Genomic DNA, 21,467 nt, shown 5'->3' on the forward strand with positions numbered 1-21,467 from the left:
CCGTAGCCCGCCAGGGATATTATTTAAGCCAGGCTCCGGCCATTAATGATGTTGCATTAGCGGTGAACTGTTTAAAGACGCCGCGACGGTTTGAATAATCAGGTTTCTTCCAGCTTGCCCGACGGTCTTCAAGGCAGCGGCGTATTTCCTCTTCTGTTTTAAACACTCCGTCGATCCCTACAATATTGAGCTTACGGCCTTTCACATCCATTTCGATTAAATCACCATCTTCCACCAGGGCAATCGGCCCGCCATCAGCGGCTTCTGGCGAGACGTGTCCGACACATGGCCCGCTGGTCGCTCCAGAGAAACGACCGTCGGTAATCAATGCGACTTTTCCGTCGAGGCGTTTGTCATACACGATGGCATCGGTAGTCATCAGCATTTCCGGTGCGCCAGAGCCTTTTGCGCCTTCGTAGCGAATGAAAATGACGTCGCCGGGTTCGATATGGTTATGGATGATGGCCTGCTGAGCGTCTTCTTCGGAGTTAAAGACCCGAGCCGGACCGGTATGGTGGTGCATATCCGGCGCACAGGCCGCGTATTTAATGACCGCCCCTTCAGGCGCGATGTTGCCTTTCAGTACCGCAATCGACCCTTTTTTGGTGGCATTTTCTGGTTTCCGGATCACCTTCTCCGGGCTGACTTTGTAATTGTTGAGGTAACCGTGGTTGCGGGTAAAGAAGCCGGATTGATGGAGCATTTCCAGGTTGTCGCCGAGCGTACGGCCAGTCACGGTAAGAACATCAAGATCCAGATAATCGCGCAGATACCATTGCACCATTGGCACGCCGCCTGCGAACCACATCATTTCGGTAACGTATTCACCGCTGGGCTGAATATTGGTCAGATAAGGGATTTCATTATTGATCCGATCAAACAGTTCGGGCTTCAGCTCCCATCCGAGTTCATGAGCGATGGCCGGAAGGTGGATCATCGCATTGGTGCTGCCACCAATAGCAGCATGGACTTTGATAGCATTTTCAAACGCCGCAGGAGTCAGGATCTTATGGGTGGTGATATTTTTCTCCGCCAGATACAGCGCCTGGTGGCCTGCGGTTCTGGCAACGCGGCGAATTTCCGCCAGGGTCGATGGCAGCAGAGCGCTACCAGGCAGGGCCAGCCCCAATGCCTCCGACATGCACTGCATGGTACTGGCCGTTCCCATAAACTGGCAGGCTCCGGCGGTGGGGCAACCGCATTGCTGCATGGCTTCCACTTGCTGAATGCCGATTTCGCCTTTCTTCAACTTAGCAGTGATCCCGCCGAGGTCAGAAGTACTCATATTCGGTGCCGGACGCATAGAACCGCCGGGAATATGCAGCAGCGGCAGGTTCAGGCGTGCGGCGGCAATCAGATGCGCCGGGATAGATTTATCGCAGCTTGAGATCAGAATACCGGCATCATAAGGCACCACTGAGGCATGAATTTCGACCATGTTGGCAATGGCTTCGCGAGATGCCAGGATGTAATTCATCCCATCGTGGCCCTGACCCCAGCCGTCGCAGATATCCGTCACATGGTGACGGACCGCGCGACCACCGCTTTCATGAACACCCAGCACGGCTTCATCGCCCAGTTGGTTAAGATGGAAACTGCCCGGATGGCTTTCGCCATAGCAATCATCCACCAGGACCTGCAGTTTATTGACATCTTCTTTGCTGTAATTCATTCCAAGACGCAGGGCGTCGAGCTGCGACCACAGGTCGCGAGCATGCTGACATTTTTGGCTCATTTGGCGATTCCTTCCTGTTTAAGTGACGCACCCGGCGTCGAGGTGTTAGGCGTGTTGCTGCTACCTGCAGGACGAGCGGTAACAGAAGGCAAGCTGAAAAGCAGTCCAACGGCGATAAGCAGGGCGGCAACCAGTACGGTCATTCCTGCTGTTTGCGAGAACGTCACCGTTAACAGCCCGACGAGGTACGGACCGATAAAGCCGCCGATGTTGCCCAGGGCGTTGATCGTGCCGCGCACGCCGCCCAGAACGTTGGGGGCGAAGAGTAATGGCGGCAGCGTCCAGAATGGACCGGCATAGGCTTGCAGGAAGAATCCGCAAATGACCATCATGCCGTAGGCGAGCCAGACGTTATCTTTCAGTAATAAGGAGAGGGCGAGGCAGACCGCGAAACCCAGCAGAGGAATAGCCGTGTAAAGGCGGCGATTCATCGTTTTATCACACCATTTGGCGATGTAATACTGACCGATAATGCACAGAACGTAAGGCGCCGCGGTGAGTACCCCAACGATGGTCATGCCGCTGCCGGTCAGGTGTTTAATCAGATTTGGCATCCACAGCGCGAAGCCATAGAATCCGACCTGTACGAAGAAATAGATACCGACAAGCTTCCACAGGTTGATGCTTTTTAATACGCTGCGAATGCTGCTTTGCTCTCCGCCAATACTCAACGCGCGATCGGCCAGCAATTTTTGTTCGATCCAGGCGCGCTCTTTCGGATCCAGCCACTTTGCCTGATGCGGGTGATCGGAAACCAAAGGTAGCCAGACAAAGAGCAGTCCCAGAGAGAGCAAGCCTTCGATGATAAACATCTCCCGCCAGCCGTAGGTTTCAATAAGCCAGCCGGAAAGCGGCCCGGTAATAATAGAGGCGACGGCCAGGTTCATCTGGAAATAAGCGATAGCCCTGGCGCGCTCCTCATTTGGGAACCAGTGGCCAATCAGCGCCAGAATGGCGGGATACACAGCACCTTCCGCCACGCCGAGCACAAAGCGGATAATCAACAACTGCGTCGGTGTCTGAACAAAACCGGTCAGCAGGGCAAAGCCACCCCAGGCGACGATTGTCCAGGCAATTAACTTCTTGGCGCTTAGCCGCTCGGCTATCTGACCGCCGGGAATTTGCAGGAAGATATAACCAATAAAGAAGATCCCGGCGACCAGACCGGCAAAAGAAGCCGTCATGCCTAAATCTTCATCCATGCCGCCTGCGATCCCAATGGCGATATTGGTCCTGTCCATATAGGCCACGATATAAACGAGGATCGTGGCTGGAATAATATGCAGCCAGCGCCCTCGTGTGGTCGGTTTCTCTATTTCAATGCTCATCATTGCATCCCTTTAGTATCAAAAAATTATGTTCTGTATGTGGAACTATTGTTCTGTATATTGATACTATGCCGACGTATTCATACAGCGTCAATTCCATACTCTAAGGAAGGTTATATTTTGTGATTTGCTTCAAAAATGAACGGAAATAAGGTGAGAAAGAGCGGGTAACCCAATGGAAACTGCTCATTGGTCTAATACATAGCCAAAATTGTGCGCTGCCTCACAGGATAAAATTATGCTCTCACCTGGTCATTGTGCGTTCAGAGTAAACAGCATTAAATTCTTTATGTGGAATTTGTGTTCTGTATATTGAACTTTAATGCTTTTTAAGGAGAAACAATGGTTACTACCGCGATCTTTCCGTCACGATATGTTCAGGGTAAAGGGGCGTTGACAACGCATCTTCCGCAGGAATTGGCCGCACTCGGTCATAAGGCGCTGATTTTGCAGGATCCTGTTGTTCACAGCACCTACCGGGATGCGGTTGCAACAGCACTGCACGGGGTGATTGAATTTGATATCGAAGTGTTCAGTAGCGAGTGCAGTGATGAGGAAATTGCTCGCATCTCCGCACGTGCGCAGGAAATTGGCGCCGATGTGATTGTTGGTATGGGGGGTGGGAAAACCCTGGATACGGCAAAAGCAACCGGCGCCAGCCTGCGGCTGCCTATTGCCGTGGTTCCTACTCTGGCCTCAACGGATGCGCCGTGCAGTTCACTGGTTGTTATCTATACGCCAGAAGGGAAATTCAAACGCTACCTGATGATTCCACGTAACCCGACGCTTGTGCTGGTGGACAGCAGTATTATTGCTGCCGCGCCGGTACGCTTTTTGGTTTCCGGGATAGGCGATGCGCTGGCAACCTGGTTTGAAGCGGAAGATTGCCGCATCAAAGGGGCCGGCAATATGACCACCAGGCCAGGACCGATGACCGCATTTGAGCTGGCGCGCTTTTGCTACACCACCTTAATGCGCTATGGGCGCCTGGCGAAGCTTGCCTGTGAACAACATCAGGTTACTCCGGCGCTCGAACATGTTATCGAAGCGAATACGCTATTATCCGGGCTCGGTTTTGAAAGCGGTGGGCTGGCGGCGGCGCACGCTATTCATAATGGTCTGACGGTACTGCCCGCCACGCACAAATACTGGCATGGGGAAAAGGTTGCGTTTGGCACGCTGGCAATGCTTATGCTCACCGATAGAGCGCCTGAGCTTATCGAGGAGGTTTATCGATTTTGTGAAGATATAGGCTTGCCCACCACGCTGGCGGATATCGGTCTGGCTGGCGTTAGCGATGATGAACTGCTGGCCGTTGCCAGGGCGTCTTGTCAAACTGGGGAAACGATGCACAACGAGCCGTTTACCATTACGCCGGAGGCCGTTCAGGCGGCATTGCGGGCCGCCGATGCTGTTGGGCAGGCGCGGAAAAAGATCGATCTTGCAGGTTAATGTGAGCCTGTAAATAAAAAACGGCAGCCGGAACTTTCAACTTCTGTCTGCCGCTATCGTGAATGTTTTAACGTCGCGATTTCAGAAAAATGCATGGGGGGTGCTCAGGACTACCGGGTTTATACTTCCGCTATCGCAGGGATTAGCGGATAGAAAAATGAAAAATGCTAAGTGGCTTTTTTTGTCAATCATGCTGGCGTTTACCGGTGTGCCAATATTAACGCACGTTGTCGCTCTGGTACTGGCGATGGTCGGCGGCGGCCTGGCGCTGGTTGCTGGTCTATTTGGCGAATCGCAGATAGTTGCCACGGCGATTCTTTATCTGGTGTTCGCGGCGGGCGCGGCGCTGATGTTTGCTGGTGGTCGGGTATGGGCAGATAAAAGCGAGTCGGCATCGCTGGCCGGGTGGCGTCAGAGCCTCTTATTATTGCCTGCGCTGATGGCGCTTTTGACCTGGATTATCATGCTGCAGCGGGCTGGGCTGAGCTTTCAGCGCCTGAATTTTATCTGGATGTCTACGTCCCTGCTTCCGTGGTTTGGCATGAGCGTGGTATCGGCTCTGACCGACTGGTACTGGGGAATCGTTGTGTTACCCGTTGGCTCTCAGCTCTGCTTTACGCTGGGATATTACTGGCCGCACCGGCGTTCTCCCATCGTCAGAGGCGCATATATCTGCCGTAGCATTATGTTGTCGATAATCGCGCTACTGGTGGCATATGCTGCCTGGCAGGCATGGCTACGTGAGGAAAAGTACCCTTCTGTCAGCAGAAACAATAGCGTTCTCGAATCGATTAACACGGGCGATTACGCGCCGGGAAGCCGCAGTAAACTGACCCCTTTGCAAGGGCCGCCGCAATTACGCTTCACGAAAAACTGGCCGCGAATGGCCGGGGCGACAGCGGCCTATCCGCTGTATGCGTCGGCATTTTATGCGCTGAATACCTTTCCCGCTGAGTTTTCCATCAGGGACTCTTTATACGAGACCCGTACGCCGTCTGCTTACAGCAACATTATTGATAACGAAGCTGATATTATTTTCGTCGCTCAGCCTTCCTCCGGGCAGAAACAGCGCGCGCAGGATGCGGGCGTCAAGCTCATCTATACCCCCTTCGCCCGCGAAGCCTTTGTGTTTATTGCTAATCAAAATAACCCGGTCCAGTCGCTTAGCGAGGAGCAAATCCGCACTATTTTTAGCGGCAAAATTACCCGCTGGAACGAGGTCGGTGGTGCAGATAAAGCCATTCAGCCCTGGCAACGTCCGGAGGACTCGGGTAGCCAGACGGTGATGCTGGCGAAGGTCATGCGTGGGGAACCGATGCTGCCGCCAAAAGAAACTGAATTTGCTTCGGCAATGGAAGGCGTGATCCATGAAGTGGCCGAATACCAGAATACGCGTGGGGCGATTGGTTACACCTTCCGCTACTACGCGACGCAAATGAACAGCAATAAAAATATCAAACTGCTGTCCATCAACGGCATTGCGCCGACGGTTGAAAATATTCGTAACGGCAGTTACCCGTACACGGTTGATGTTTATATGGTCACCCGAGAACATGCCTCGACGGAAACGCAAAAGCTGGTGGCATGGTTTTTAAGCCCTCAGGGGCAGCGGCTGGTGCAGGATGTCGGCTATGTGCCGTTGTATCCGGCAGCAAAATAAAGGGATGTAAAAGAAGTGAAATACGGGTTGAGAACACTGGCGCTGGCATTTATCGGCGTGCCGCTCTGCGCGCATATTGTTATTTTTATTTTAGTATTACTCGTTAACTCAGTTGCATATGTTTCATTCAAAATGCAGCTCGCATTAGGTGCGAATCTTTCAACTGAAGAGACTATGCAGTGGTTTATATTTGCCCCTGGCTGCGTGGTGATGCTTATCGTCGGCTGGTTATGGGCGAGGTACACCAGACCCACGCTGAATATCCCTTCTCGCCACTGCTTGTTGTTGTTGCCTGCACTGTTGGCATTGACGGCGTGGGTGGCGATTATGCAGTACACGGGATACAGTTTCGTCAGCAAAGCCTATGCAAATCTCTTTTATTGGTCTCTTCCCTGGTGGGGAATCGATTTGCTTGCGCTGCTTTCTGGCTGGTATTGGGGGATGGTGCTGATTCCCGTGGGGACGCAAATTGGCTTCACGCTGGGATATTCCTGGCGTAGCCGTCGGCAGCCTGTTTCTAAAAATGAGCGGCGTTACCGTTTGGGTGTGTTGATGGGGCTGGTGTTGCTGTGCCTGTTCGCGCTGTGGCAGGCGAAACAGCGTGCGGATAAGTACGTGCATATGGACAAACGGTTTAGCGTTCGTGAGGTCATTGATTCATTGGGTAAATATCGCCCGGATGTGTCTGGCAATAAGCTTATCCGCCTTCAGGCAAAAGCGCCGTTTCAGTTTAGTGAACATTGGCCGAGATGGGATGGCGCCACGGCGGCGTACCCTCTCTATGCTTCGGCTTTTTATGCGCTGAACACATTTCCCGATACAACCTCGTCTTACGACATTCGAAGCTGCTGCCTGAAAAATTCGCGAACGCCGATTGCGTATCAAAAACTCATCGACAATAAAACCGATATTATTTTTGTCGCCCAGCCTCTGAAGGGCAGAAGAAACGCGCGCAAGAGGCTGGCGTTACGCTGACTTATACCCCTTTCGCTCGCGAAGCCTTCGTTTTTATTGTTAATGCCAATAATCCGGTGGAGTCGCTTACCGGGCAGCAGGTGCGCGATATCTTTAGCGGTAAAATTACCCGCTGGAGCGAGGTGGGCGGTAGCGATGAGCCGATACAGGTCTGGCAGCGTCCGGTGGATTCCGGTAGCCAGACGGTGATGTTGGCGAAAGTGATGAAGCAGACGCCGATGCTACCGGCGAAGGAGACTGAGGTGGCAAGAGGCATGGGTAGAGTGATTCGCGAGGTCGCGGATTATCAAAATACGAATAGATCCATCGGTTACACCTTTCGTTATTACGCCACGCAGATGAATAGTGATAAGGGCATCAAGCTGCTGGCGATAAACGGTATTTATCCTTCGGAGCCGAATATTCGTAATGGAAGCTATCCGTACTCAACGGATGTTTATATGGTGACTCGCGAAAATCCAACGCCGGAAACGCAAAAAATTGTCGATTGGTTTATTAGCCCGCAGGGGCAACTGTTAGTGCAGAACGTCGGCTATGTGCCGCTGTATCCGATGACGGAATAATGAATCTCATGGAAGACGTAAAATTGTACGTGCAGCTGGCGGGCGTTGAGCCTTCTGGCGGCGCTGATATTTGTATCGCGCGGCGGGAATCTACCGCCTGGCATAAAGACATCGTGGCGGAGCTGATTAATCAGGTTTTAGATGACGCCGAAAAATTCGCGGGTGTACCGGGTCTGGAAGGGCTACGGGCATACGATGTCATGTTAGGAATTGGTTTAACATCCAGCGGCATCTGGCCGGGTTTTTCTCTGGATCCCAATACGATTAGCCGCATGAGCGACTGCGGCGCCGACTTAGATTTCGATCCTTATATTGAAAATGTGCCAACGCATACCTGTGACCGTGAAACTCACGATGATTTCACGATAGTGTTTTCCGCGCTGGGTTTTCATCATCAGCGGGACGTTATCGCAATTCGTGGGCTGAGAGAGTACGCCAGCGTGGCGGATGTTTTCATCTTTCAGGTGTTTAAAGACGCCTTGAAATACCACAACGACAATAGCCTGCGGTTATTCAGAAAAAAGCAGTCGGAGCTGACGATATACGCCCGTTATTATCAGGCTGAAAGCTGTGGCGATGAAGGTTGTACGACATGTCATGAGTCGTGTACCCGGCCAGGCTTTCATCTGCCGAGTGATGTTTTTATCCGCCTCAATGCCGCCAATGCGCGCTTTCGGTATTGCCCGTTTGAAAAACGGCGGTTGTCGGTGTGATGAGATGGGGCATGGCGTTGATAATCGTCGCGGCGCTGACGGCTTGCGACGATCGTGTCGAAAGCCGTTTTTTATTCAGAAAATAAGCGTGGAGCGTTACCGCATAACTACCGACATGCCCGCGCGGTTTTACGACGCCAGCGACAGCTCAGACTTTCCCGCGTGCTGCGCCAGCCATTCGCTGATGCGGGCCTGCTGTTCGGCCGTTAGCCACATTCCTTGCTTAGTCCGCCGCCATATCGCATCGTCCAGGGTTCGCACCCATTCATGTTCGACCAGGTATTTAAGTTCGGCTTCGAAAAATTCATGGCCGAAGTTTTCGCCCAGATCGTCTAATGATGCGGCTTCACCAAGGATCCACTCGCTATTGCTGCCATAGGTGCGGGCATAATGGCGGGCCATCGATTCGCTAATAAACGGGAAGCGACGACGCAGTTTAGCCGCATAGTCATCACGGTCGCCGTTGATATCGCCGCCGGGCAGGATTGCGGTTTTGGTCCATGCCGGGCCGATGCCTTTGTAGTAAGGCGTCAGTTTCTCCAGCGCGTGTTCGGCCAGTTTACGATAGGTGGTGAGCTTACCGCCAAACACCGACAGCAGCGGAGCCTGTCCGTTCACATCATGAATATCAAGGGTGTAATCGCGGGTGATCGCCTGCGGTGAGTCGGATTCGTCATCGCATAGTGGGCGCACGCCAGAGTAGGTCCAGACAATATCGTCCCGAGTCAGCGTCTTTTTAAAGTGCGCGTTATAGACGTTCAGCAGGTAGTTAACCTCTTTGTCATCGATAGCCACGGCTTTCGGGTCGCCTTTATATTCCACGTCGGTGGTGCCGATGATAGAGAATTCATCCATCCACGGGATCACGAACACAATGCGTTTGTCTTCGTTTTGCAGGATGTAGGCCTGCTTCTGCGTATGTACACGCGGAACGACAATATGGCTGCCTTTAATCAGGCGGATGCCGTATGGCGATGGCAGATGCATACCGTCATCGAAGAATTGTTTGACCCACGGTCCAGTGGCGTTCACCAGGCCGCGTGCCTGCCAGGTAAACTTCTCTCCGGTATCGATATCTTCTGCTTCGACGACCCACAAACCATTTTCACGTTTCGCCGAGGTGGCGCGGGTACGCGTGCGAACTTCTCCACCTTTACGTACCACCATCTGGGCATTAGCCAGCACCAGCCGCGCATCGTCGACCCAGCAGTCGGAATATTCGAAACCGCGCACGATTTCAGGTTTTAGTACCGATTCTGTGCCAAAACGCAACCCGGTTGAGCTGGGTAAACTGGTACGTTTGCCCAGATGATCGTACATAAACAAGCCAATACGGATTATCCATGCCGGGCGCAGGTGCGGGCGATGCGGTAAACGAAAGCGCATCGGGAAGGCGATGTGCGGAGCCATTTTTAACAACACTTCTCGCTCGGCCAGCGCTTCGCTTACCAGGCGGAATTCGTAGTGTTCAAGGTAACGCAGCCCGCCGTGAATCAGCTTTGAGCTAGCGCTGGATGTGGCGCAGGCCAGGTCGTTTGCCTCCAGCATCAACACGGATAAACCACGCCCTGCGGCGTCTGCCGCGATACCGGCACCGTTGATGCCTCCCCCTATCACAATCAGATCTTTGGTTTCCACGCTCGCCACCTCTTACACTTTCGTTTAAGCTCATAAATGTTCGATATCGCTCAATATAGCAAATAATCGCGCCATTGGTAACATCAAAAAAACATTTCAGAGTGATGCGTGTAACATATTGGCGTTTATTTAGCGCCAGGCTGTACACTAGACGCTAAAATCCGCGGCGTTTTGCCACCTGCCTGTAGATAAAGAAGAGAGTATATGGATCACTTTGAGTGTATTAACGTAGAAGAAGCTCACCAAAAAATGCACCAGAAGACGGCGGTGCTGGTGGATATACGCGACCCGCAAAGCTACGCGATGGGCCATACGCCGGGCGCATTCCATCTGACCAACGATACCCTGGGCGCGTTTATGCGCGACAACGATTTTGATACGGCCGTCATGGTGATGTGCTATCACGGTAATAGCAGTAAAGGCGCTGCGCAGTATCTGCTGCAGCAGGGTTATGACAAGGTTTACAGCGTAGATGGCGGGTTTGACGCCTGGCATCGGCATTTTCCGGCGGAAGTCGCGCATGGTGTGATGTAGGCGTTAGCGCGCCATGCGCTATAATGTCTCCCTTTGTGTGGAATAAGCGATCCGCTGCATGTTAATGATTACCTCTTTTGCCAACCCCCGCGTGGCCCAGGCGTTTGTCGACTATATGGCGACGCAGGGAATTATTCTGACGATTCAGCAACATACGCAGAGCGACATCTGGCTGGCTGATGAAAGTCAGGCCGGGCGCGTACAGGCCGAGCTGGCCCGATTTCTGGAAAATCCCGCCGATCCGCGTTACCTCGCCGCCAGCTGGCAGTCGGGGCATACTAACAGCGGGCTGCATTACCAGCGTTTCCCTTTTTTAGCGACGCTTCGACACAACGCCGGGCCGTTTACCTGGGGCGTTCTGTTTGCCTGTATTGCGGTTTTTGTGCTGCAAACGGTTCTTGGCGATCAGCCGGTTATGCTGCTGCTGGCCTGGCCCTATGATCCTTCGCTGAAATTTGAGGTATGGCGCTACTTTAGCCATGCGCTCATGCACTTCTCGCTGATGCATATTCTGTTCAACCTGCTATGGTGGTGGTACCTCGGCGGGGCGGTGGAAAAACGCATTGGCAGCGGCAAGCTGGTGGTTATTACGGTCATCAGCGCCTTGCTGAGCGGCTTTGTCCAGCATCAGTTTAGCGGCCCGTGGTTTGGCGGTTTGTCCGGTGTGGTTTATGCGCTGATGGGCTACGTCTGGCTGCGAGGCGAGCGCGATCCGCAAAGCGGAATTTTTTTGCAGCGCGGCTTGATACTCTTCTCTTTAGTATGGTTAATTGCAGGCTGGTTTGACGTTTTCGGCATGTCGATCGCGAACGGCGCTCATGTGGCGGGTCTGGTGACCGGGCTGGCGATGGCGTTTGTTGATACGCAGAATGTGCGAAAACGAACGTAGAGACTCCCAGGGATATTTCATGAAACAAACACAACGTCATGACGCGATTATCGAACTGGTAAAAAAACAGGGATACGTCAGTACTGAAGAGCTGGTCGAACAGTTTGCCGTCAGCCCGCAGACTATTCGCCGTGACCTGAATGATTTAGCTGAACAAAAAATGATCCTGCGCCACCACGGCGGCGCGGCGCTGCCTTCCAGCTCGGTGAACACCTCCTGGCATGACAGGAAGTCGACCCAGACTCAGGAAAAAGAGCGCATTGCCCGTAAGGTGGCGAGCGAAATTCCCGACGGCGCGACGCTGTTTATTGATATCGGCACCACGCCGGAAGCCGTGGCGCATGCGTTGCTCAACCATAACGATCTGCGTATCGTCACCAATAACCTCAACGTCGCCAACACGCTTATGGTGAAAGAGGATTTCCGCATTATTCTGGCGGGCGGCGAACTGCGCAGCCGAGATGGCGGGATTATCGGCGAGGCCACCCTGGACTTTATCTCCCAGTTCCGCCTTGATTTCGGCATTCTTGGCATCAGTGGAATCGACAGCGATGGCTCCCTGCTGGAGTTCGACTACCACGAAGTGCGCACCAAACGGGCGATTATCGAGAACTCTCGTCATGTGATGCTGGTCGTTGACCACTCAAAATTTGGCCGCAATGCGATGGTGAATATGGGCAGTATCAGCATGGTCGATGCGGTCTATACCGACGTGATGCCGCCCGCTGGCGTGCTGAAGGTGATTACCGACAACAACCTTCAACTGGAGCTGTGCTGATTCTTCAGCATTTCCCAGGCCAGGCCAAAGCGCGCCAGATACTTACGTAGCCGGTCAGCGTCATTGACGGTGGCTTTGCCAAGGCGTGAAACGTTAAAGAGCTGGCGTCCGGCATCGGAGATGCTTGTTGCCTGCTGACATACGGCAATGACGTTTTGCAGATGCAGGCGGTCAAACAGGTCCAGGTTTTCCGCCTCCGCCCCTAAAAGCGTGTCGATTGCCGAGGGGCGGTTATCATTCCAGCTGTAGCGCAGGCGCTCAATCTCATCCTCAACCGTGTTCACCGTGATGCGACCGTTCTCCGCCAGGGTTGCCATGCGGGTGACGCTGGCGGAAAGCTCGCGGAAGTTGCCGTTCCACGCCGCCTGCGGCGAGGTGGCGAAGGTCAGCCAGGCACGGCGCGCTTCGGTATTGAAACGCACGCTGTCGCCGGTTAACGCCGCGTGACGCTCAATTTCATAGTCGAGGTTGGGTTCGATATCTTCACGGCGCTGGCGCAAACCCGGCAGCTCAAACGTCCACAGATTGATACGCGCGTACAGGTCTTCGCGGAACTGGCCCTGGGCAACCAGCTGGCGTAAATCACGCACGGTCCCGGCGATAAGCTGGAAATCACTGCTCACCTGCTGGTCGCTGCCGAAGGGATAAAAGCGTTTTTCTTCTATTGCCTTAAGTAGCATTGCCTGTTCATCGGCGCCCAGCTCACCAATTTCATCCAGAAAAAGCATCCCGCCGTTTGCGCTGCGCAGCAGGCCGGCCCGCTCTTCCCGTGCGCCGGTAAACGCGCCTTTGACATGGCCAAATAAGGTCGACATGGCGGTATCGCCGCGCAGCGTCGCGCAGTTGACCTCGACAAACGGGCCGTTGAATTGATGGCGAGCCAGCTTTAATTCGTAGATCCGGCGGGCCAGAAATGATTTGCCCGCGCCGGTCGGGCCGTTAAGCAACATGGGTGAACGGGAGCGGATGGCAACGCGCTCAATATGCTCGATCATCCGGTTGAAATGCGGGTTACGGGTCTCGATACCGGATTTCAGGAAGTTAAGCGTCTCTTCGCGCTCCTGGGCAAAGCGGCTGGCGATATCGTTATAGCGGCTGAGGTCGAGGTCGATGATCGTCACGTCGCCGGGGCTGTGGGGCTTATCCTTCTTCCGCGGCGGGGAGGTTTGCGCCAACCGCGCCGGGAGATAGCGCGCTTCCGCCAGCAGGAACCAGCAGATCTGCGCCACGTGAGTGCCGGTGGTGATATGAATCAGATAGTCTTCATCTTCCGGATGGAACGCGTGGCTGCGGGCGAAATCATGTAGGCAGGCATAAACCTCTTCGAAATCCCATGGATTGCGGATGGCTATCTCGACGCCGATGACTTCCGTTTCCGGCGATACGCTGGCGATATCCTGTTTTAAGGTTTCAAACAGCCCCCGCGAACGCGCGTCGTACAGCAGCTCAAGGCGATGAACAACTAACGTTTCCTGCTGGCACAGGCTTAAGGTTGGTCGCCATTTTTCCCAGCGTTGGCTGCCGCGGCCAACGTAATCCAGTACCGTACCGACAAAACCAAAGGTCACCGTTTTGCGCATATTAGATTTCCTTATAAAAGACGATATTAAATTATCGTCTTTTAGCTTTTCCCGCGCAGTGAATTTTTTAGCTAAATGACGGTTAAAATAATTAATCTATAAAAATCAATTAAATATAATTAATTTTAATTTCTGGCACGGCGGTTGCAATAGTCATGGCATGGAGAATAACGGAAATGGGAAAACAGATGGCTAATCCACTTTTGTTCCGTTCGCTGTTACGGGACGCGCCGCTGGCAGATACGCAAAACCACGAACGTGCAGCGGCTTTTGCCTTCACCCCGCGCCATAAGTTGGCGCAGATGGTGATGACAGGCTGCATGAACGAAACCTTTTACGCCAGCGCTCAGGCACAGCTCAGTGATGTTCTGGAGATAGCGAAAGACCTGGACGATCTGTTTCTCGCGAAGCTGGCGATTTATGGCCGTGAGCGGGGAATGATGAAAGATATGCCTGCGTTGCTGACCGCGCTTCTGGCGGCGCGCAGTTCCGCGCTGCTGCCGGTGGTGTTTGCGCGGGTGATTAACAACGGTCGCATGCTGCGTAACTTTGTGCAGATATTGCGCAGCGGCGTCACCGGACGGCGTTCGCTGGGTACCCGGCCGAAGAAGCTGGTTCAGCGTTGGTTGCAGGAGGCCAGCGAAGAGCGTTTATTGCAGGCTTCGGTGGGCAATGCCCCGTCGCTGGCGGATATCGTGAAGATGGTTCACCCGCGTCCACAGGCTCTGTGGCAGGACGCCTTTTTCGCCTGGCTAATCGGTAAGCCGTGTGACAAAGCACAACTGCCGGAGAAAACGCAGGCGCTGCTGGCGTTTCGTGAGGGTCGCGGTGGTGCGGCTTTACCCGATGTGCCGTTTTTACTGCTGACCCACGCGCCGCTGGCTACTGAACAATGGGCGCAGCTGGCACAGCGAATGAGCTGGCAAACGCTGCGGATGAATTTGAATACCCTGGCGCGTCACGGCGTTTTTGACAATGCAGAGCTGGCCGCCAGCGTAGCGAAACGGCTGGCGGACAGGGCGCAGGTGCGTCAGTCCCGGGTCTATCCTTATCAGCTGCTGTCGGCGTGGAGCAATCTGCAAAGCGGCGTGCCGCAGGCTATCAGCGATGCCTTAGAACAGGCGATGGAGTTTGCGCTGGAGAACGTTCCGCAGTTTCGCGGCAACGTGGTGGTCTGTCCGGACGTATCGGGGTCGATGGGCTCATCGATAACCGGCTATCGTCAGGGAGCAACCAGCAAAATTCGCTGCGTGGATGTTGCCGGGCTGATTGCCGCCGCCGTGTTGCGTAATCATCCGCAGGCCCGCGTGCTACCGTTCGAATGCGATGTGGTAAACGTTGCGCTCGACCCTAAGCAGTCGGTGATGCGTAACGCGCAGAAGCTGGCGGCAGTCGGCGGCGGTGGGACCAATTGTTCCGCACCGCTACGCAAGCTGCTGGCCGAGCGAGCGCGGGTGGATCTGGTGATCATGGTGTCGGATAACGAATCCTGGATTGATCGGTCGCGCCACGGCTCGACCGCAACCATGGAGTGCTGGGCCGCGCTGAAAAAACGTAACCCGCTGGCGCGTCTGGTGTGTATCGACCTGCTGCCTTACGGCACCACCCAGGCGGCGGAGCGGGGCGATATTTTGAACGTCGGCGGTTTTAACGATGAGGTATTTACGGTGATTGATAACTTTGTTAACGGTCGCTACGGCAGCGCGCACTGGCTGGAAGAGATCGAGTCCGTGACGCTGCAATGAGTATTCAGCGCGGCGCGAATGCTGGCCGGGATTACATCTTTCCCGATGCGTATCATCCCGGCTATGAATTTGTCGCGCGGCGCTGAAGGCACGAATGCTGGTGGATCTACATCCTATGAAGATCCAGGTCGCAGGTTCGAATCCTGCCGGAGTCTGACTCCGTAGCTCAGAGGCTAGAGCAGGTCGATCCACCTTAACTTGTCGTGCCACCCTGTTTTGGCGAATGCCTGTGGATCTACATTTGTTGCGGGTTCGAGTCCCGTCAGAGCCCGGCTCTGTAGCTCAATGGTAGAGCCATGTATTCACATTAACTTGTCGCCACCTTAATAAATAAAACGAGAAAAAATAATGAATTACGAATTAATGACCACCCAGAACGCCCCGGTAAAAATGTGGACTAAAGGCGTACCAGTAGAAGACGATGCGCGTCAGCAGCTTATTAATACGGCAAAAATGCCCTTTATTTTCAACCATATTGCCGTGATGCCCGATGTACACCTTGGAAAAGGTTCGACCATCGGTAGCGTGATCCCAACGCGCGGTGCGATTATCCCGGCGGCGGTCGGTGTGGATATCGGTTGCGGAATGAATGCGCTGCGTACCAGCTTAACGGCTGCGGATCTCCCGGATAACCTTGCTGAGCTGCGTAGCGCGATTGAAGCTGCCGTGCCGCACGGACGTACCACCGGACGGGGCCGCCGTGACGCAGGGGCATGGGAAAATCCGCCAGCTAACGTTGAAGAAAAATGGGCGCAGCTGGAAGAGGGGTATCTGTGGTTAACGCAAAAATATCCGCGTTTTCTGAACACCAATAACCATAAGCATCTGGGAACGTTGGGAACCGGTAACCACTTTATTGAAATTTGTCTGGATGAGGCCGACCAGGTATGGATTATGCTGCACTCCGGTTCGCGCGGAATTGGTAACGCCATTGGTACGTACTTTATCGGCCTGGCGCAGCAAGAGATGCAGGAGCAACTGGAGACGCTGCCGTCCCGCGATCTGGCGTATTTTAATGAAGGAAGCGAATATTTTGACGATTACCTGAAAGCCGTCAACTGGGCGCAGATGTTCGCCAGCCTGAACCGCGATGCGATGATGGAAAACGCGTTAGCGGCGCTGCAGAAATGCGTGGATAAACCGATAACCCTCGGGATGGAAGATATCAACTGCCACCATAACTATGTGCAAAAAGAGCAGCACTTTGGTGAAGAGATTTATGTGACACGTAAGGGCGCTGTTTCGGCGCAGCGCGGGCAGTACGGCATTATTCCGGGGTCGATGGGGGCGAAAAGCTTTATTGTCCGCGGGCTGGGAAACGAAGAATCCTTCTGTTCGTGCAGCCACGGTGCCGGGCGCGTGATGAGCCGTACTAAAGCGAAAAAGCTGTTTAGCGTCGACGATCAGATTCGCGCTACCGCGCATGTAGAATGCCGTAAAGATGCCGACGTTATCGATGAGATTCCGATGGCCTACAAGGATATTGACGCGGTGATGGCTGCGCAATCCGATCTGGTAGAAATTGTGCATACGCTACGTCAGGTGGTGTGCGTTAAAGGATAGTCAAAATGGAAAGGATGATTGCGCTGGACGGTGCGCAGGGAGAAGGCGGCGGGCAGATTTTGCGCTCGGCGCTGAGCCTGTCGATGATAACCGGCCAGCCGTTTGAGATTAGCGGCATTCGCGCCGGTCGCGCCAGGCCGGGGCTGCTGCGCCAGCATTTAACGGCGGTGCTGGCGGCGAAGGAAATCTGTGGTGCTGAGGTCAACGGCGATGAACTGGGTTCGCAGCGGTTACGCTTTGCTCCGGGACGGGTTCGCGGCGGGGAGTATAAATTTGCTATCGGCAGCGCGGGTAGCTGCATGCTGGTGCTGCAAACGGTTTTACCCGCACTCTGGTTTGCCGATAGTCCGGCCCGCGTCGAAGTGAGCGGGGGGACGCATAATCAGTCAGCCCCCAGCGCGGATTTTATTTGCCGCGTCTGGGAGCCGCTGCTGGCGAAGATGGGCATAAACCAGCACGCCACCCTGATAAAACACGGCTTCTATCCGGCGGGCGGCGGCGCGGTGGTGGCGAAGGTTGGACCGGTTGCGTCATTGAGCGGGCTACAGCTGATATCGCGCGGTGAAACGGTGAGGATGAGCGCTGAAGCACTGTTGGCTTCTGTTCCTTACCACGTCGGCGAACGTGAAGTGATGGCGCTGGAGTCCTGGCTGCCGCTGGCGGATAAAAAGGTTCAGGTACTGGAAGGCGGCGCCGGGCCGGGGAATACGCTGTCGCTGGCCGTTGAGTGCGAGAATCTCACGGAGCTGTTTATTGCCTTTGGCACCAAAGGCGTGAGCGCTGAAAAGGTCGCGCACCAGCTGGCTTTAGAGGCTAAACACTATCTTGCAAGCCCGGCGGCGGTGGGGGAATATCTGGCTGACCAGCTGATTTTACCGCTGGCGCTGGCGGGAGATGGTTCGTTTACCGTGGCGAAAACGTCAGCGCATTTGCTGACGAATATCGCGGTGGTCGAACGGTTTCTTCCGGTTCGATTTTCCTGCGAGCCGCTCGACGGCGGCTATCTTATTCAGGTACGGGGTTAAACCCCGTACCCCATCATCTTAAGCAACCGCTGGGCATGCTGTACGGCATCCTGGCGATGCGCGACGCCAAGCTTCTGATACAAATTGCGAATATGGGTTTTGATGGTGGTGGCGGCGACATCCAGCTCACCGGCGATTTGTTCGTTGCTGTAACCGGAATAGATTAGCCCCAGCACCTGCCATTCGCGCTGGGTCAACGGGCTGGTGCGAATAAGCTCCGGCACTTCCGGGTGGTTCAGCAACCTTTCAACGAAGTTTTCGTCAAAGTGGGCGAATTTGTGGCGATGATGCTGATTGATATCGCGCAGAATACGCTGGGCGCGGTGCTGCTCCAGCTCCGGCAGCGTATTGAGTTGAATCAGCTGGCGCAGCTGTTGCGCCATCGCTTCACCTTCGATCACAAAATGGTTAATAAACCCGGTGCGATTGGCGAGAGTGAGCGCTTCTAACAAGGCTTTCTGCGCTTCGTTTTTACGTCCTGCCTGCCAGTAAAGCTGGTTGAGCAGCAGCAGGTTGCGGTTCAGATCGCTCATCAAGCGCAGCGAGCGCGCATTGTCGTTTAACTCTTCCAGTACCATTTCAGCAGAATCAAAATCGCCGAGCAGGATTTGCGCGCGGGCGATATTGCGCCACTGGCTCTGCAGAAAATGGTTATTGGCAAATTCTGGTTTCGGCGTCTGGCGCAGCCAGTTTGCCGCGGCGGCTTTGTCGCCGGTCATCTGCCAGTAAATCACCCGCACTTTATCGGCATTGGATACCCAGTCGCTATGGTAATGGCCGTTGCCGAGCAGGTTTTCCAGGCGATTCAAATGGCTACGGGCGTTATCCAGGTCGCCGCGCGCCAGCGAGCACTGCACCATCAGCGTCAGGCACTGCAACTGCTGCTGCGGCTGATAGGTAGAAAGCACGTTCATGCCGCTGCGCGCGGAAGCTTCCGCTTCATCCAGCCGCGCCCAGGCCCACAGCAGCTGGGAGCGAATACGTAGCAGGAATTCATGCATCGGCAGCTGTTCGAGATGCTGTTCGCGAATGAGCTGGAAGGCTTTTTCCTGAATTTCCCAGGCCGCCTGCAGGAAACCCTGAGCGAAGAGAATTTCGCTCTGCTGGATCATGCTCCAGAGCGCGTAATGCCAGACGTCGTGGCGGCGGGCCATCTGTTCCGTTTGCTGCATCACCGCCAGCGATTTACTCAACTGGCCTTTGCAGTGCAGCACTTCGCCGTGTACCGATGTCGCGACGATACGGCTGTAGTAGTTAGCCAACGGCAGTTCATCAAGGGCCACCATCGCCAGGCGCTCCGCTTCGTCCTGATCCCCGGCGTTAATCGCCACCTGAGCACGCAGGGCGTTGAAGTCGCCGTGCATGGCGGTGTCCATTTCCGCATCCATCTCCTGCTCAGCGCGTGCCAGCAGGGTGTTCACTTCGCTGTAGCGATGTTGGCTCTGCATCAGCCAGGCCTGCAGGAGAATTAAACGCGGATTTTCCAGTAAGTTTGACCACGGCAGCGCCGCCAGAGATTGCTCCAGTAAACCCAGCTCGCTGTGGTTAAACATTCCCCACGCGTGGCTGAGCAGGATATCGCGCAGCATTTTTGCGTCACCCGCAGCCAGAGCATGATGAATAGCCTCGCTCGGGAAACCTTGCGCCATCCAGCTTTCGGCTGCCGCATGGTGAATTTCCGGCAGTTCAACCGCCAGCTCCCACTGACAGCGCTGGCGCAGGAAGTTACCGAACAGCGGATGGTAGCGGAACCACTCGCCGGAATCGTCCATCCGTTGCAGGAATAACCCCTGACGTTCGATCTCTTCCAGCTGCATCTGGCCATTTTCTTCACCAGTGACGCGGACGATGAGCGCATCGTTCATCGAGCGCAGCAGCGAGCTTTTCAGCAGGAAGTTGCGCGTCCGGGGATCAACGTTATCCAGGACTTCATCGACCAGATAGTCTGAAAGATGGCTGGCGTTAATTCCGGCAAGCCTGCGGGCGGAGTGATGAGCGGAGGTATTGTTCTGGCGCGCTGAGAGGGCAATTAGCTGCAGCGCGGTGGCCCAACCGGCGACATCGTCACACAGCCTTTTGCTGTCGTCGGGCTCAATAGGCGAACTGAGGCGGCAGTCGAAAAACTGCTTGGCTTCCTGATGGGTAAAAGCTAACTGTTGGCTGCCAATCTCAAGCAGTTGATCGCGTACGCGCAGGTTGGCGATACCGAGCTGCGGCAGGTTACGCGACAGAACCACCAGGGTCATATTTTCCGGCTGATGACGGAGGAAAAAACGCATCGCATCATGAATAACCGGATTGCTGATCAGATGGTAATCATCAATCACCAGGAACAGCGGGCGCTGCCAGTCGGCCAGTTCAATAAACAGTTGAGCAAACAAGGAGGGCAGGCTGGCGTACTGGCGCTTTTGCACCATGGCTTCGCTGGCCGCACAGTGACCGCCGGTGGCCTGTTGAATAGCGGCAATAAGATAGCTGGCAAAACGCTCCTGTTGGTTGTCGCCTTCATCCAGCGAGAACCAGCCAAGGTCATTTTTCCCCGCCGCCCATTGAGAAACGAGCGTGGTCTTACCGTATCCAGCCGGGCTGGTCACCAACGCGAGACGATAATTGTTCGCGCCGGAAAGTTTCGCCAGTAATCGCTCGCGAACCACGGTGTGTTCAAGGCGGACCGGACGACTTAATTTAGACGGAATCAACATAGTTCTACATTTCGCTGTGCAAGGGAGGATTGCGAATTTTTTTGCGCTTCGTAATTAATATCTAATAAGGTCGGCCATAATGAATTTTATTGCAAGTTATGTCCGAGTTTTATGCTCTTGAATTTGCTCTATGTCACAAATTTTGACATAGAGTGAAATTCATATAAAGGGGTGACAGCGTGCGCGGTTACTGGGCTTGCGGGATTTTTAGGCACAATAAGCTAATCTTTTTTTACAATACTAGTAGTTGTTTGTTTTTATTAAATTATTATCAGCGAATTCTTATTAGTCATCCTTTTGAGCTATTTCTGTATTTAAGTCTGTTTATTCTCCTGATATTTACTTTTATTTCTCAATATTTACAAAGCGGCATTTTGCTTACTTTTACCGTCTTGGCTTGTAACAAAGTTTCATGCGGTAAGCGTGACCGATTTGTTGTTCCGGCGTGGCGAATTTTGCAGCATAATTTCGCCGATCGGCTAACGTAATAGTGGCCACGATCACACTTTTCGCTCATCCCCGCTACTCCTCCCCGGCTAATCCCTGGCGGGATGAGGACGTGACTCCGGGAGGTCGGCACACTAACG

The 21,467-nt window shown here is 54.1% G+C and carries 14 protein-coding genes, 1 tRNA gene and 1 pseudogene; 11 read left to right on the top strand and 5 right to left on the bottom strand.

All coding sequences use genetic code 11. The features are described 5' to 3' along the window. Positions 1-19: 19 nt before the first annotated feature. Entirely contained in the window at positions 20-1,735 is a 1,716-nt protein-coding gene (gene ilvD, locus FN082_RS13890; RefSeq protein WP_139539014.1) for a dihydroxy-acid dehydratase, read from the bottom strand. Continuing rightward, positions 1,732-3,066: an MFS transporter gene (locus FN082_RS13895; RefSeq protein WP_058653091.1), complete on the bottom strand. Its 1,335-nt coding sequence runs from the start codon at positions 3,064-3,066 to the stop codon at positions 1,732-1,734. The genes ilvD and FN082_RS13895 overlap by 4 nt, the downstream gene beginning before the upstream one ends. Before the next feature lie 339 nt (positions 3,067-3,405). Here FN082_RS13895 and FN082_RS13900 point away from each other — a divergent pair, with 339 nt between their 5' ends. The 4 genes and pseudogenes from FN082_RS13900 (at position 3,406) to FN082_RS13915 (ending at position 8,426) form a co-directional block, all read left to right on the top strand. Beyond that, positions 3,406-4,515, top strand: coding sequence for a glycerol dehydrogenase (locus FN082_RS13900; RefSeq protein WP_139539013.1), 1,110 nt, complete (start codon positions 3,406-3,408; stop codon positions 4,513-4,515). A gap of 157 nt (positions 4,516-4,672) precedes the next feature. Beyond that, complete coding sequence (locus FN082_RS13905; protein ID WP_142981800.1) at positions 4,673-6,175, top strand: PstS family phosphate ABC transporter substrate-binding protein; 1,503 nt, start codon at positions 4,673-4,675, stop codon at positions 6,173-6,175. 15 nt (positions 6,176-6,190) lie between these two features. Next, positions 6,191-7,713, top strand: a pseudogene (locus tag FN082_RS30480) (PstS family phosphate ABC transporter substrate-binding protein). Positions 7,714-7,721: 8 nt separating this feature from the next. Next, positions 7,722-8,426, top strand: a complete 705-nt coding sequence (locus tag FN082_RS13915; protein ID WP_139539011.1) for a YbbD family protein — start codon at positions 7,722-7,724, stop codon at positions 8,424-8,426. Positions 8,427-8,555: 129 nt separating this feature from the next. Here the strand turns inward: FN082_RS13915 and glpD are convergent, their stop codons facing one another. After that, positions 8,556-10,064, bottom strand: a complete 1,509-nt coding sequence (gene glpD / locus FN082_RS13920; RefSeq protein ID WP_142981801.1) for a glycerol-3-phosphate dehydrogenase — start codon at positions 10,062-10,064, stop codon at positions 8,556-8,558. A 204-nt stretch (positions 10,065-10,268) separates the two neighbouring features. Here glpD and glpE point away from each other — a divergent pair, with 204 nt between their 5' ends. The 3 genes from glpE to FN082_RS13935 are packed head-to-tail and all read left to right on the top strand — an operon-like array spanning position 10,269 to position 12,265. Further along, a complete protein-coding gene (gene glpE / locus FN082_RS13925; RefSeq protein WP_139539009.1) occupies positions 10,269-10,598 on the top strand; it encodes a thiosulfate sulfurtransferase GlpE in 330 nt (109 codons plus the stop codon). A 58-nt stretch (positions 10,599-10,656) separates the two neighbouring features. Further along, positions 10,657-11,487, top strand: coding sequence for a rhomboid family intramembrane serine protease GlpG (glpG, locus tag FN082_RS13930; protein ID WP_142463665.1), 831 nt, complete (start codon positions 10,657-10,659; stop codon positions 11,485-11,487). Between the two features lie 19 nt (positions 11,488-11,506). Then, complete coding sequence (locus FN082_RS13935) at positions 11,507-12,265, top strand: DeoR/GlpR family transcriptional regulator (RefSeq protein WP_139539007.1); 759 nt, start codon at positions 11,507-11,509, stop codon at positions 12,263-12,265. On the opposite strand, the gene rtcR is transcribed toward FN082_RS13935, so the two are convergent. After that, entirely contained in the window at positions 12,247-13,845 is a 1,599-nt protein-coding gene (gene rtcR, locus FN082_RS13940; protein WP_142981802.1) for an RNA repair transcriptional activator RtcR, read from the bottom strand. The genes FN082_RS13935 and rtcR overlap by 19 nt on opposite strands. A 188-nt stretch (positions 13,846-14,033) precedes the next feature. Between rtcR and FN082_RS13945 the strand changes: the two genes are divergently transcribed. From FN082_RS13945 to rtcA, 4 genes are all read left to right on the top strand, one after another. Further along, on the top strand, positions 14,034-15,590 hold the full coding sequence (locus FN082_RS13945) for a vWA domain-containing protein (RefSeq protein ID WP_142981803.1): 1,557 nt from the start codon (positions 14,034-14,036) through the stop codon (positions 15,588-15,590). A 155-nt stretch (positions 15,591-15,745) separates the two neighbouring features. Further along, a tRNA-OTHER gene (locus FN082_RS29995) sits at positions 15,746-15,861 on the top strand. Positions 15,862-15,938: 77 nt separating this feature from the next. After that, positions 15,939-17,153 carry an RNA-splicing ligase RtcB gene (gene rtcB / locus FN082_RS13950; RefSeq protein ID WP_139539004.1) on the top strand — a complete coding sequence of 405 codons (1,215 nt, stop codon included), beginning with the start codon at positions 15,939-15,941 and terminating at the stop codon, positions 17,151-17,153. Between the two features lie 5 nt (positions 17,154-17,158). Beyond that, the gene (gene rtcA / locus FN082_RS13955; protein ID WP_142981804.1) at positions 17,159-18,178 is read left to right on the top strand and encodes an RNA 3'-terminal phosphate cyclase; all 1,020 of its coding nucleotides are present in this window, start codon (positions 17,159-17,161) and stop codon (positions 18,176-18,178) included. On the opposite strand, the gene malT is transcribed toward rtcA, so the two are convergent. Further along, a complete protein-coding gene (gene malT / locus FN082_RS13960; RefSeq protein WP_139539002.1) occupies positions 18,175-20,880 on the bottom strand; it encodes an HTH-type transcriptional regulator MalT in 2,706 nt (901 codons plus the stop codon). The two genes, rtcA and malT, sit on opposite strands and share 4 nt — an antisense overlap. Positions 20,881-21,467: the final 587 nt, after the last annotated feature.

The sequence above is a fragment of the Klebsiella spallanzanii genome (assembly GCF_902158555.1).
Classification (GTDB): Bacteria; Pseudomonadota; Gammaproteobacteria; order Enterobacterales; family Enterobacteriaceae; genus Klebsiella; species Klebsiella spallanzanii.